This is a genomic window from Peribacillus sp. JNUCC 23, assembly GCF_053653995.1.
In genome coordinates, this window is the sequence record NZ_CM132202.1 from 3997424 (window position 1) to 4010706 (window position 13283).

Here is a 13283-nt window from a genome sequence, read left to right on the forward strand (position 1 = left end):
CAATTAGAGGACCTATACGTTTAAGAAACCTTGTATAGGGTATAGCCCACCAAATACATAGTAACAGAAAATTTCATATGAATGGTGATGATATGGCCATGGATTGGTTTTTAAATTTAAGTTCAGAAGCACAAATTTTAGTAAAGCTCGGGGTATCGGCTTTACTGGGCTTAGTAATCGGTTTAGAACGGGAAATTAAACGAAAACCTGTTGGCTTGAAGACGAGCCTAGTTATCTCCATTATCAGCTGTTTGCTTACGGTTGTCTCGATTGAGTCGGCTTATACGTTTACAGGCAGCGATCACGTGAATATTACGATGGATCCACTTAGACTTGCAGCACAAATTGTTTCAGGCATTGGTTTTATCGGGGCAGGAGTCATTCTCAGACGCGATAATAATAGTATTTCCGGGTTAACCACCGCTGCAATTATTTGGGGGGCAGCAGGGATTGGGATAGCAGTTGGCGCAGGATTCTTTATCGAAGCAACTGCAGGTGTCATTTTATTAATCATTAGTGTCGAACTTATCCCTTGGCTAGTTTCCTTAATAGGACCAAAACAGTTTCGGCAAAAGGAAATTATGTTAAAATTGATGATTCCAAACAAATATGATATCTCCACCGTCATGAAAAAAATTAAAGAGGATAATATTTTCGTTAAAAATATTCGTATTAACGATCTTGAAGACGATCTTCATTATGTCCAACTTCTAGTCCTAGTAGATACAAAACGAAAAACGACTGACGTCTATTATTTTGTGTCGACATTTGAAGAAATCACAAAAGTAGAAATTGAAAACTTATGATTGAATAAGGAAAAGCGGCTGTCCTAAACAAATGGACAGAACCCGCATCTTTAAGAACATCCGCTTTTCCTTATACTGAAATATATTCTACTTCTATCCGAAATGGTTTTCCTACTTCTTCTTCTACGTAAAATTGCGCAATATCGACTCTCTCAATTGGAGTTGCTTCTGGCAAGGTTTTCCCTTCGTCTGCCGCCATGTCTATCGCAATGGCCAATAAATCCTGGGCTGCCTCTCTTGCATCCTCTAGATCATTTCCAGCTGTAGAAGCCGATAATCCCACTGCTTTCAGATCCGGAAAAACCACATGAATTGTATAATCTTCTTTCATCACTCTTGCTTCATAATAATAAATCACTGGATATTGTGTCATAATTATCTCCCTTCAACGCTCTAGTTCATTATTGTAGCAAAATAAACTTACCACAACATACTTGATATTGATTTTTTTCTCAAATAGCTTTTCTTCTTTACTTATGATACCATTTATCTTTATTAAATAGAGGAAGTGACTGTTCATGATTAATATTACAATCCCTACAGCAGATCTAACCATTAAACAGCGTAAACAAATCGTAGAAGGGGACGAGCCAATCATTCCTGATATTTACGGTTTTATTGACTTTCACCTGATTCCAAGAGATAAAGGTGGAATCTTTACGTTCTTTAACAACGAGGGACAATTACTTTTCGTTGGGAAAGCTAGAAAGCTACGCCAAAGAATCAAGAAGCACTTCGAAGATTCCGTTTCACCGATCAAACTGCATAGAAACGAAGTATCCAGAATTGAGATTTGCTATGTGGAAGATCCGACGGACCGTGAAATTTATGAAACGTATATCATTAATAAACTTGAAGCGACGTATAATGTAGATAAAGTTTTTTTTAGATAAAATGGATAAAAGCTGATTGCACTTGCACTCAGCTTTTTTTGATATAATCAATTATTAACTTACTTTAGAAACGGCGGGTTACCTTTGTTTGGTTTATTAATTTCTTGAAATATATTTGATTCTTCTTTTTTAACAGTTTCATTTTCAGAAGATGGCACAGTGGGATTCTGAGTAGCAAAGGTCGCCATCATCTGTTTAAATTGCCCGACTGTAAGCGGCTTGGCATCATCATTTAACTCATAGCCCAATTGCCCATTCGGTTCAATCGTTCCTATTTTAATATCATGATAATTCGTGAGTCCTTTATTGCGCATCTGCATTTCTAATTGGTCCACCGTAAGTCGAAGCTTCTTTAAGTTATCCACTTTCACCATTCCATTTTCAATGACGACCCGAGACTTTCCAGTTAAAAATTTTTCTAAACCATTAAATTTAACTTGAAGATATTCTATTATTACAAGTGTCACAACAAACACTCCACCCACAATGATCGCTTTTATTACGCTATGCTCAACAATCGGATGAGCAATAATGGTTCCGATCGAAACCATGACCATCGTCTGGGATAATGTCATATGCGCAACTGATTTTCGGCCCATTACCCTCAATAGTAGTATACCAGTTATCACCAGAACGACCGCTTCCCAAACAATTATTAGATTCATGTATGTCCCCTACCTGTCAGATTCACGGATAGTGATATGATAACCATGTTAAGAATTACTATACTGTTCATTACTGGAACAGCCTATCCTAACCCAAAGAGTCAGACGCTTTTTAGGATATACTCATCCACTAATATTGTTAAAAATCAAATGGTTCGATAAACTTCATCTGGATTTGGACCTCTACGACGACCTTTATTTAATCCATCAATTTTCTTCATATTGCTTTCTAAAGGGAAAGTCTTAAAGTGCTTGTTCAAAAAGGATGATAAAAAGAGCCAAGAAGTTCTGCGAGCGATAGTCTCGAGGACCAGAGAGACAGAGCTTTGATTCAATTCGTAAGCTTTTTTTACCGGACTTTTTGAACATCCTCTTAAAGCGAAAAATCTAGCAATGGAAATATAAAAGCCTATGAAATCGAGATGATTTTTCACTAAATTTTTCAGATTTCTTCCTCAAAACCCTTTACATGGGTGATTCAATTCAACTTAGTTCCAGTAAGATAAACACAAAGAAATTTTTCTAGTAAAAACCCATTGACTTTTTCAGAAAAATAGATAAAATTATAAATATACTTTAACGGGGGCTTAGCTCAGCTGGGAGAGCGTTTGGCTGGCAGCCAAAAGGTCAGCGGTTCGATCCCGCTAGTCTCCATAATAAAAGAGAACAAATGCTCAATCTCATGGTAAACAAGAGATTGGGCATTTTTTTGCTATTTATCTGCTTCAACCTAAAAGATCACAAATTGACCACTAAAAAAAATCATTTCTCCACCAATTACATTCATCATCTGCTTTTTAACTTGTATAATAGAAGAAGATGGAAGGAGGGGTCACTTTGAGCAAAAAGGAAATAACGAAAAAACAGTTTGTTTTTCTTGAACACGAACTAAAGTACCTTGAAACTGGAGGTATTATCTCCAAGAAAGATCAAGAGAAAATTTTAAATTCCTATGATGTAAGGGTTGGATTAAATTTCATTACTATTTTATTAGCTATCGGGGCACTTCTTTTAGGTCTAGGTATATTAACCTTCGTAGCAAGCAACTGGATTTATATAAGTAAAGGTGGAAAATTGCTGATTATTATCGCGTGTCTAATTGGGGTGAATTTCACAGGGGTAAAATGGCAGACACGCTTTCCGAAAACAGCAAGAAGTTTGCATTATGTCGGTATTTTGATATTTGGAGCAGGTATTTTTCTAATTGAACAGATGTTTAACATCAGTATTAATTTTAACAGCTCCTTTTTATTATGGGCCATCGGAGCGATATTCATTGGCCACTATTTAAAGGATATCGCCATACTTCTTTTCACTTCCGCCCTGCTTTTCATTTATCTAAACGGAAGTATATTCCTTGATGAAACGTCCTATCCGCTTGCCATTCTTGTGTTTTTACCAGCTTTATACGTCCTATTAAAAAAATTCGATTACCCTAAGCTCTTGACCTTTTTGATTAACGCTTTAGCCATCAATACCATCGCCTTATTCCTAATAGAATTTATACCGAAGTTCATTTTTCACAAATCGGATACAGTCATCCTTGCCACCCTGTTTATACTGGGCATAGTACTGGTATATATTCCAGTTCCATCTAAGTTACAAAGAACCACACATATACAGGGGCATCTTTTGCACGGGATTACAGCTATATTTCTTACCTTTGAATTTTCTTTATGGTTCCCTTTAGCTTATTTTATTTTTCTTCTTTACCTCATCCATAAAGGAAGTTTGACTAGTATTGTCATAATATGTGCGTTGATTTTTAGATATTATCTTGACTCCTTTGACTTCCTACCGAAATCACTTACCTTTATCATCGGCGGTATGATTCTGATCGGTTTTGGCTTCTTTTTTGAAAAACAACGAAAAAAAGGAGGAGATCGTATTGAAGAATAAGCGACTTTTTCAACCACTCATCGTATTTTTCATTCCGGTCTTGATTTTATTAGTTTTGGCGACTCCTCCCGTCTGGACGACTTTGACCGGAGAAGAAATCAAACTACAAACCGCTCCAGTCGATCCGACAGATTTATTCAGAGGTAACTATGTCGATTTACATTATGAGATAGAATCCCTTAAACTGTCACAGCTAGATGACTCGATTGTATCCGATTTCAAAAGGAAGAATATTGGTGATTACAAAAAAGTGTATGTACGGCTAAAACAAGATAGCGATGGCCTATACAAGGTCGACCTTGTAACAAAAGAAAAACCTAGCAACGGCATGTATCTAAACGGAAAATTAGAAATTCCATACGAATTAAAAAAAGCTGCAACTATTCAAGTGAGATATGGTCTAGACAATTATTACGCTTCTGAAGAAAAGGCAAAAGAAATGGAAACTGCCGCCACTATTAAACCTGCAGTAGCTTTGGTAAAAGTGAAAAATGGGCATGCAGTATTGACGAAGATTACTGTTGAGTGATTGAACAAATTTCCAAATTGGATAATACTCGTTATCACTCCCTAATTTAACACCTAATATAAGGTGAATGATTGATGATATATGATCATTCATTATGAAAATCCTGAAAGTCAACTACTCCATTCATTGTAACTAGCAAAAAGAGCATCGGATTCGATGCTCTTTTTGTCCTTAATACTAGATGAACCTTGATTACAGCAAAACCCTAACTGGACTGATTATCCCACATTAGATGAATATCTCCCTGTACATTAAGCTTTTACTTAATAATCCTTTTAGCACCGATATATCGTTCCTTCCAGTATTTATCACTCATTTTAACAATCTTTACACCTTTTGTAGTACTCCCAACAAATGTACCGTCCCCATTATAGATGGCTACAAAAGAAACGATTCCTTTTTTCCCTGTAGCGTAGAACACCAAATCACCTGTTTTTAAGTCTTTTTGCTGAACAGCTTTCCCAGTTTGATACTGTTTTTCACTTGTTCTCGGAATCTTCATTTCAGTCGCTGCATCTTTATAAACAAATTGAGTAAACCCGCTTGCATCAAATCCTTCGGGAGTTGTCCCACCATATTTAAAAGGACTTCCCACATAATTTTCTGCTACAGCCGCAACTTCATCGCCATAATTGATAGATGCTGATGCATTAGCTGGTCCAAAAATAAACGCTACGATCAATATCACAAGTGGTAATGCTGCAATAAGCCATTTTGACGAAAACTCATCCTTTTTCCTCCCCTGGCTGAAACCGAAACACAATATTAAACGACCACCCGCTAAAGCAGGTGGATTTAGACCAAGCATCTATAAATTAAACCTTAGCATTTTTTAAAATAGTAACGAGCATTTCCCTGTTCGGATAATCAGACCCCTTGAATTGATTCATCACAATCTCAATATCATACCCAACTCTAACAATAGAAGTCTGAAAACCACCCTCGTTAATATCAAGAATCATATAAGACGCTTTATCCAAACCATCAAACGGCAAGCCAACACTGCCGATGTTAATGATACATTTCCCGTTAATATAGCGGATATACGGTTTGTGGATATGTGCATAAACATAAATATCCGCGTCCGCTCCCATCATTTTTGCAACAAGAGTTTCTTCACTTTCATGCGGTAGTACCACTTCGAACAAATCATTTGGTGTAGCATGGAAAGCATGAATATTTATCCCCTCATATTGCAGCTTCAACTCAGTTGGTAGGCTATTAAGATACTCGATGCTTTCATTATCCAAGTTGGAAACAATCCACTCTCGCTCTTTATTCATCATTTCTAAAGCAGGATCTGGCACTTCTCCTTCCCTAACACCACGAACAACCCATTCATCCGCATTTCCTTTGATCACATCTGTATGTAATGTTCGAACAAGGTCCAAAGAACGTTGCGGTTCTGGCCCTCGGTAACAAATATCACCAAGAACAAAAACCTTATCAACGTTTCTATCCTTTACGTCATCTAAAACCGCGTCTAAAGCAGTTGCATTCCCATGAATATCTGAAATGAATGCCAGTTTCATCTTGAAACCCCTCCTCTTATTTGTTGAAAATAGGTTCACTTTATTGCTTCTTTTGTACGATAATTCCTAGTTTTCACTTATCGTTCTAAAAAAAGAACACACCTTTAGTGTACCTATTCGTCCGATCATCATCAATTCTTACATCAACCAAGCCTTTAATTCTAAAGGTATTATTTACTTTCAGATTCGACCTTTACTGTCTTTCCACTGATGAAATAGTTTGAAAGGATATATATTTTCGGTAAAAAATGAACCTTTAACTTAGGTTTCAACTAACAAATCCTTGTGATATAAACACAAGGATTTGTTGTAATCAACTCTTATATTTAATTCTAATACTTTTTCCGCTTATTCGGTAAGGAGCTTATTTTCAACGTTACTATCTTTTGATGATAATTTCAGTTTAGCGTTAGATAAAGAATTTTCCTCAATTTGATAGGCCGGTGCATTGGTTCCCGAGTTAGAAGTGTCTATTCCAGAAATGGCTGTTTTCGTTTTAATCACATTACCTTTGATGGTTGCTCCGAAGACGTTTGTTGTTTTTTGGTTTCCATATGGACCTATTTTAATCAATGGGGTATTTGTGGTATTACTTTCTGCTAGAACAGTACTGTTAAACAGTTTAAAATTTTTGGCGCCTACTATATAAACAGCTGCTCCATACCCGATATTTTCCGTTAATTCAAACACTGAGTGATTGATGGTGACATCTGGTTTGCCATAAAGATTATTAACAGAAAGCAAATTGCTTTTATCCCTAATCGAGCAGTGATTTAAAATATACTTGCCCTTACGATTGATTGAAATTCCTCCTGCTTCAAAGGAACAGTTATTATAGGTTCCGGCTGGAAGAACCGTTCCTTGTCGATTGTTATCTTCCACCGTCAGACGATTATAGATGCTCTCGTTATTTCCCGTTCCATTAATAATGGATTGTCCATTTGTATTCCCTTTGATATTCACATCTTGCAAATGAATAGACTTATCGCCAAAGTAAAGAATTCCTGGACGAACTCCATTATGTTCGATGGATACGTTATTTACTTTTTGATTTTCCTCATTTCCAACACTTAAGCTCGCATCAACAAGTATTGAATTACTAAATTCAATACTTCCCCCAAGCATTTTGACTTCACTGTTTGTGAATTTGTTATGATCCACAATCGCATTTTGTGAATATAAAGTTAGACCAGAACCATTAAACGTATTATCTTTTACGACTACTTTTCCTCTGAAGCCTTTATGGGCATGAACTCCAACACTTCCTTTAATAGACTGTACAAAGGAATTCCCTTCAATAATGGCATTTTCACCGTACGCTAAAACGATCTGGATTTTGTTATCCGTGAAAGTATTTTCTTTAATGATTGTGTTTTTACCCGGAAAAAAACCCGGTTCAATATCAATTCCACTTTGCGGAGCCGTTCCATTTGTATGATGGATATGATTATTGACGATTTCCACGCCGTCTGAACCAACTAAGCTAATTCCCTGTCTTCTGTTATAGCCAATATCCGAATTTTTTATCGTAATATTTTTTGAAATATCAACAGTCATTCGGTTTACTTTAACGCCTTTTGTGGAAGATGCTTCAAAAACAGCACGGAAATAATCCGCTCCATCAGGAATAACTGATTCACCCGAATAGAACCTTACCTGTTTATCAGCTTTAATAAAACTTCCATCTTTTCGATAATAGTACACATTCACTTTGCTTCCGGACGCAATTCCTTGTGGCAGCCAGAAGTGAATAGTATTGTATGTATCGTATGCTTGATTGTCAAAATGGGTCACTTTTCGATCATTCGTTCGAATCTTGCCGTCTGTTGCAACCGGTTTACCGTTATCATCGATTCCGCCTTTTTCCAAATGAGTTTCCAAAATCATTGAGCCTGTGACAGTTGTACCAGTTACGATGATTCCATCTCCAGTAAATTTCTCCAACTTCACACCATCAACCACAACATTTTCCGCACCCGCTATTTCAATGCCAGATCCCCATTCATGCGTCCCTGCAGTGTCAATTCCTTTTTGTGAATAATCGTGTGAATCGCGGTCACCAAGGAACGTGCCCCCTGTTATCTTTACATTTTTCACATTAGGACCAACGTAAAGAACCGAATAAATTTCCCATTGGTTCACTTCTTTTTGCAAAACTGTTTGATCATTGAAAACGAGATCCATGTCACTTACCATATTAATTCTCGCTTTCGAATCAGCAGCTTTGGATCCTTTCGCAATTAAGTATGTTCCATCTGGAATCTCAAACGTTTTATAACCGTTTTCTTTTGCCCATTGTAGAGCTGAGTTAATCCCATTTGTTGTTTCCAGAGAGTGGGTGCCATCATTGTAAACACCCCACCGACTTAATTCTAATTGATAAACATCTGATTGTTCCTTAGCATTAGCTATCGGGATAAAGGAAGTCATGATCAATGCCCATACGACAACAAATGATCCCAATCTTTTCTTCATAAACACGCACCTCGTAAACATTATTATAAAAATCATTGCATAAGGATCTCCCTTAAAATCTTTAAATCGATAGGTGTATGTTGTTGAATTATGTAATCTTTCTTATTCCTACCTGTAAAACCGTACGCGCAATAAGCCGTCTGCTTCCCTTGTTTCATTTCTTCTCATCTTTTATCATTTCCATACATGTCATTGCTGGGTTTAGTTCTCAGACTCTTTGGAGGGTGTCAACTGCTCTCCTTGACTGCCTCCAAAGAGTCTAAAACACTTCGAGATGATGAGAAGATAAAAGGATCCAGAGCTTGTCAGCACTGAATCCTTTCATTCAATCCGAATTTATATTGTCTACTTTAGGGTCGCAACGCACAGGCACAGAAATTAAGGTACAATGTACTCTCAATCTTCCTCTTCTCCAACATTTTCATTCCTGTGATTACTTTCACAAAGCACTCCATTGCCTCTTTTATAAGTTAAAACCAAATAAATGGAAAGTAGGGGGTGGAAAATGTGTGTATTAATCAATTTTCTTGGTTCAATAAGGTAAATTTTCATTTGTGCTTAAAGGTGTTCAATATTATTATAGGGATAAAGATAGACTTCAGATAAACAAAATGAAGTTACCTCGAAAAAAAATCGTTATTCTCCGTTACCAGGCAACCTCTTTCCGAATCAAGTTTGTATAGGTCCAAATTGTTTAAAAACAGCTAAATTACTAACTTCAATCCAAGTAATGTTATTATCAATAACTGTACCACCAGAGGTATTAGGAAATGTAGGAGAATTCGAACCCGAAGTACCATTATTTTGAGCTTGATAGACATGATCCCCATAATATACTAGGGTATCTTTTGTGTAATTTGTAGAGGGTGTCCAAGTTTTATTACTGACATAACCAGCTGTTGTACATATCCAGCCTATAAACCCACCAGGAACCGGGTTTGAGTTTTTAATTACTTGACCTAACTTATATAATCCAGAGACAGGTGCAGTACTAGATTTATAGTAAGGATCCGCCACTCCATTAATAATATTATTATGCTTAATTGTGGTAGGATTAAATTCCTTATAAAGAGTATTAATATTCGTAAAAATATTATTTTTGATAGTGACTCTCGTACTCCTTATATTTTCAGGAAAATACATATCGACTAGTCTCTTGTTAGAATTACTTGAGAGCTCATTACCGTCCAATAAAAACTCATTCCCATTATAAGAAGGTTCTAATCTGAAAATTTCAAAAACGCTGGTACTGCTTGGGTAATTAATAATGCTCCGTTTTATAGTAAGATCAGTAGCACCATTCAACCTAAAGCCATAACCATCTAATCCAATTATTTTGCTGTCAGTGATTGATACAGATTTACAAAAGTTAATATTAAATAAAGTAGATGTTAGGTTAAATTTACAATTATCAATATAATATTCGTGATTTGTTCCACCGTTAACACCAAGATTAATAGTAATACAATTATCAAATATACAATTTGAAATATTACCTGATGGTAACACGAGTTCTTTAGTTACATCTGCGAATATAAGGCCGTCTAAAACCCAACCGTTTTTATTCCCATTATAAACAATAAACCCAATATCCCCCTTAAAGGTACAATTCGAAAGTGATTGAGGCTCACCGTTAAAGGTTATTGTGGAAGAATTATTTGAATTATTATCAATAAAGGTACAGTTATTGACTTTTACCAAATACTTTTTTACTTTACTTATACTCAATTTTGAGTTTTTAAATATACAATTATCAATTAGATTTTCCTTATCTCTTCCGTCCTCGGATACCGCATTAATTCTACATTGATAAAAAGTATTATTTGCTGAATAAACTTCACCATAAAAATTCACATCACCTCTTTCTATTGTATTATTAGCAACAGTTATTCTTTCACATCCTGTTGATATGGAAAGTGTTGGACCTGACAACGCTCCAGAAAGTCTATTGTTTGTTATTCGTACATTTCTAGCAGATTTCATCACTATATCGTAGCTACGGTTACCGTAGAAGTAATTACTATCTATAAAGATGTATTGATTACCCGCATACCCATCCTCAATGTCAATTCCCCCCTGTGGAGGTGTACCCTCTATATGATGAATTTGGTTATCTCTAATATAAACAAACTTACCTTGTATACTTAGTCCTTGTCTTCTACAATGATGCAAATTGCACTTTTCTATAAAGGTTTGATAAGGGAATTTAGGAGAACGTAGTGTCATAGTAACATTAGCGGGAATACCTGATTGATTGAAAACCAACCTTGCATAGCTTGAATCTTCTGGGACAGGTACATCATCATAGAATTCAATTCCTTTATAATAATAGACAAGTGAGTTATCTTTCTTATAAAAAGCTACATCAAAATTAGAAACTGTAATGTCTGTACCGAATCCTCCATAACCATCACCATATAGCCCAAAATATTTATTATTTCTTATATACTCTAGATCCATACTTATTGTATCTTTGAACCTTATCTTCGAGGTGCTTTCTTCTAATGCTCCTGTATTTGGATTAATTGAACCCTTTTCAAAAGATGCTGAAGTAATATAAAATCCTGGGATTTGCCCATAGGATGAAGCAGTATTAATTGCATCACCTGTAGTATTGAGGATTTCAACATTATCAATAGAAATGAAATGTGACCCTCCTCCTACACTTACTCCTACACCAAATTCATGATTACCAACACCGCTAACATAATTATGCGTATATCGGTCACCTTCTATTTTACCGTTTGTAATTCTTGAATATTTTTGCTCTTTAGTAAATCCCAATATTACATAACTCGGTAATTCATTATCCCTTACCCTTAAGATAGATCCTCCAAGATTCAAAGTCATAAAACTAAGTGGTTCTATTGGAACGTTTTCATCTACAAGATAGATTCCTTTAGGTAAAATAACTTCTACGTATCCGTTTTGTGATGCCCACTCTATCGCATTATTAATCCCTTGGGACGTTTTTTGCGAAGTTACTTTATCAGTAAAATCGCTAACATCATTTCTTACTCCCCATCTGTCTAAATCAAGTACATAAGAAGCAAAGCCACTTCCTCTCTCCCTCATTATATCTGATAGGCTTTTAGTCGAATTAACATATACTGCCTTACCAACAGTTATAGGGTAAACATATTCATTATCATATTTAACCTTTTTAATTTTCCCTTCCATACTAATGCTCCTTATATTGAATTCAGCTAATCCATGTACCACCATATAACGTAGCGGTTTTCCCATTCCCACTAAGATCTGGAATAACTGTTCCCGAAAACTGTTGAGTAAGGTCATAATGGGCGATTAAATTTATACCGTTATATAACTTTATATCATAGATGATTCCTTTCAAATGTTCTTTTCCGGAACTATTAGAAAATATATTAATGTCATCAGTAACAGGCGACTGCAATAGTGCTCTAATTGTAGTTTTGCTATTTGAAGTGATATTTGGTGTATTATTAGTTTTCAAAGTTCCATTTATATATATGGCGCTCCAAGCACCAAACCAATCATTGCCTGCTGAATTTCGTGCAAGATAGCCATTTGAAGCACCATTTCTAGCGTCTAAATAGTAGTTCCACTTTCCTGGTGCCGGATCAATGCTACATGTTAATTCAATTGAATCAAATGTGAGTGATTTTAATTTAATAAAATCACTTGTCCCATTCATTGATATAGCAAAGGTTCCCAATGTTTTAGCTTCAATACTTCTACCAATTGATTTATTTCCAGTATCGTCCCGAGATTTTACAATAAATGTGTATGATGTTGAAGGATCTAATCCAGTCACTTCAAATGTGGTCCCCATTACCACCCCCAAAAGTGTTGTCCCAAAGTATATTGAATAATCTTTAACATCCTCTGATTGACTTGCTGTCCAGTTTAGCGTTAAGCTCGTCCTATCCAATTTTGAAACAAATAAATTAGTAATGTCCTCCGGCGGATGCTCATCTATAATTATTACTAATTCTTCGCCACCGATAACCCAATCCTCAAAGGTAATAATAGAACTTTTTGATGTCCACTTCGATTTAGCACCATCGTACGTTAATAAATTATTATGTGAAGGAAGTTTTGTAATTAAATCTACGTCGCCTAAATCCCCAAGATTAACCACTATTATTCTCACCTCTTTCCTAGTCTACTTTTATGATATGTAATAACAGAAATATTGATCGAGCAATTAATCACTAACTTTGCCTATTTTCAGAAAATTTATCTATATTTTGTTTTTTTTAACACTCGGTGTAGCAATACCTAATAATAAATTTACCCATTGTTTATGATATTTCCTTCAGGAGAGAAATGGCATCCAGGATTTGCCTCGTATTAAATGTTCATGTGGAAACGATTATGGCTTGTTTGTAAGAGGATTTTTAAATATGAAGTCACTCATATCTCTATGGAGAACCGTTTTTTTGTGGAACTACATTTACATCATTGAACTTTTTTTGTATTGCATTAGCTAATCCCAACTA

11 protein-coding genes and 1 tRNA gene are annotated in these 13283 nt (G+C 35.7%); 5 read left to right on the forward strand and 7 right to left on the reverse strand.

Translation table 11 applies throughout. The features are described from left to right. Window positions 1-98 precede the first annotated feature (98 nt). Window positions 99-806, forward strand: coding sequence for an MgtC/SapB family protein (locus JNUCC23_RS19190; protein ID WP_454213034.1), 708 nt, complete (start codon window positions 99-101; stop codon window positions 804-806). A 70-nt stretch (window positions 807-876) separates the two neighbouring features. Here the strand turns inward: JNUCC23_RS19190 and JNUCC23_RS19195 are convergent, their stop codons facing one another. Then, entirely contained in the window at window positions 877-1179 is a 303-nt protein-coding gene (locus JNUCC23_RS19195) for a type II toxin-antitoxin system HicB family antitoxin (protein WP_454213036.1), read from the reverse strand. A 145-nt stretch (window positions 1180-1324) separates the two neighbouring features. Between JNUCC23_RS19195 and JNUCC23_RS19200 the strand changes: the two genes are divergently transcribed. Continuing rightward, window positions 1325-1699 (forward strand): nucleotide excision repair endonuclease, encoded by a 375-nt coding sequence (locus JNUCC23_RS19200; RefSeq protein ID WP_062186008.1) that lies wholly within the window; start codon window positions 1325-1327, stop codon window positions 1697-1699. Window positions 1700-1758: 59 nt separating this feature from the next. Here the strand turns inward: JNUCC23_RS19200 and JNUCC23_RS19205 are convergent, their stop codons facing one another. Continuing rightward, complete coding sequence (locus JNUCC23_RS19205) at window positions 1759-2364, reverse strand: DUF421 domain-containing protein (RefSeq protein ID WP_454213038.1); 606 nt, start codon at window positions 2362-2364, stop codon at window positions 1759-1761. Between the two features lie 581 nt (window positions 2365-2945). Here JNUCC23_RS19205 and JNUCC23_RS19210 point away from each other — a divergent pair. The 3 genes from JNUCC23_RS19210 (at window position 2946) to JNUCC23_RS19220 (ending at window position 4792) form a co-directional block, all read left to right on the forward strand. Next, window positions 2946-3018: transfer RNA gene (locus tag JNUCC23_RS19210), tRNA-Ala, on the forward strand. Window positions 3019-3201: 183 nt separating this feature from the next. Then, a complete protein-coding gene (locus tag JNUCC23_RS19215; RefSeq protein ID WP_454213040.1) occupies window positions 3202-4263 on the forward strand; it encodes a DUF2157 domain-containing protein in 1062 nt (353 codons plus the stop codon). After that, the gene (locus tag JNUCC23_RS19220; protein WP_454213042.1) at window positions 4253-4792 is read left to right on the forward strand and encodes a GDYXXLXY domain-containing protein; all 540 of its coding nucleotides are present in this window, start codon (window positions 4253-4255) and stop codon (window positions 4790-4792) included. The genes JNUCC23_RS19215 and JNUCC23_RS19220 overlap by 11 nt, the downstream gene beginning before the upstream one ends. 259 nt (window positions 4793-5051) lie before the next feature. Here JNUCC23_RS19220 and JNUCC23_RS19225 read toward each other — a convergent pair whose 3' ends face one another. The 5 genes from JNUCC23_RS19225 to JNUCC23_RS19245 form a co-directional block, all read right to left on the reverse strand. Further along, on the reverse strand, window positions 5052-5600 hold the full coding sequence (locus JNUCC23_RS19225) for a C40 family peptidase (protein ID WP_454213044.1): 549 nt from the start codon (window positions 5598-5600) through the stop codon (window positions 5052-5054). Window positions 5601-5607: 7 nt separating this feature from the next. After that, the gene (locus JNUCC23_RS19230) at window positions 5608-6324 is read right to left on the reverse strand and encodes a metallophosphoesterase family protein (RefSeq protein ID WP_454213046.1); all 717 of its coding nucleotides are present in this window, start codon (window positions 6322-6324) and stop codon (window positions 5608-5610) included. Between the two features lie 348 nt (window positions 6325-6672). Next, window positions 6673-8799, reverse strand: a complete 2127-nt coding sequence (locus JNUCC23_RS19235) for a right-handed parallel beta-helix repeat-containing protein (RefSeq protein ID WP_454213048.1) — start codon at window positions 8797-8799, stop codon at window positions 6673-6675. A gap of 669 nt (window positions 8800-9468) precedes the next feature. Further along, window positions 9469-11979 (reverse strand): right-handed parallel beta-helix repeat-containing protein, encoded by a 2511-nt coding sequence (locus JNUCC23_RS19240; protein ID WP_454213050.1) that lies wholly within the window; start codon window positions 11977-11979, stop codon window positions 9469-9471. A gap of 22 nt (window positions 11980-12001) precedes the next feature. Further along, window positions 12002-12922 carry a fibronectin type III domain-containing protein gene (locus JNUCC23_RS19245; RefSeq protein ID WP_454213052.1) on the reverse strand — a complete coding sequence of 307 codons (921 nt, stop codon included), beginning with the start codon at window positions 12920-12922 and terminating at the stop codon, window positions 12002-12004. Window positions 12923-13283: the final 361 nt, after the last annotated feature.

Excerpts from the sequence above, each read along its gene's own strand:
- JNUCC23_RS19190 (WP_454213034.1), top strand. The coding sequence starts at position 99 with ATGGATTGGTTTTTAAATTTAAGTTCAGAAGCACAAATTTTAGTAAAG.
- JNUCC23_RS19195 (WP_454213036.1), bottom strand. The coding sequence starts at position 1,179 with ATGACACAATATCCAGTGATTTATTATTATGAAGCAAGAGTGATGAAA.
- JNUCC23_RS19200 (WP_062186008.1), top strand. The coding sequence starts at position 1,325 with ATGATTAATATTACAATCCCTACAGCAGATCTAACCATTAAACAGCGT.
- JNUCC23_RS19205 (WP_454213038.1), bottom strand. The coding sequence starts at position 2,364 with ATGAATCTAATAATTGTTTGGGAAGCGGTCGTTCTGGTGATAACTGGT.
- JNUCC23_RS19225 (WP_454213044.1), bottom strand. The coding sequence starts at position 5,600 with ATGCTTGGTCTAAATCCACCTGCTTTAGCGGGTGGTCGTTTAATATTG.
- JNUCC23_RS19230 (WP_454213046.1), bottom strand. The coding sequence starts at position 6,324 with ATGAAACTGGCATTCATTTCAGATATTCATGGGAATGCAACTGCTTTA.
- JNUCC23_RS19235 (WP_454213048.1), bottom strand. The coding sequence starts at position 8,799 with ATGAAGAAAAGATTGGGATCATTTGTTGTCGTATGGGCATTGATCATG.
- JNUCC23_RS19240 (WP_454213050.1), bottom strand. The coding sequence starts at position 11,979 with ATGGAAGGGAAAATTAAAAAGGTTAAATATGATAATGAATATGTTTAC.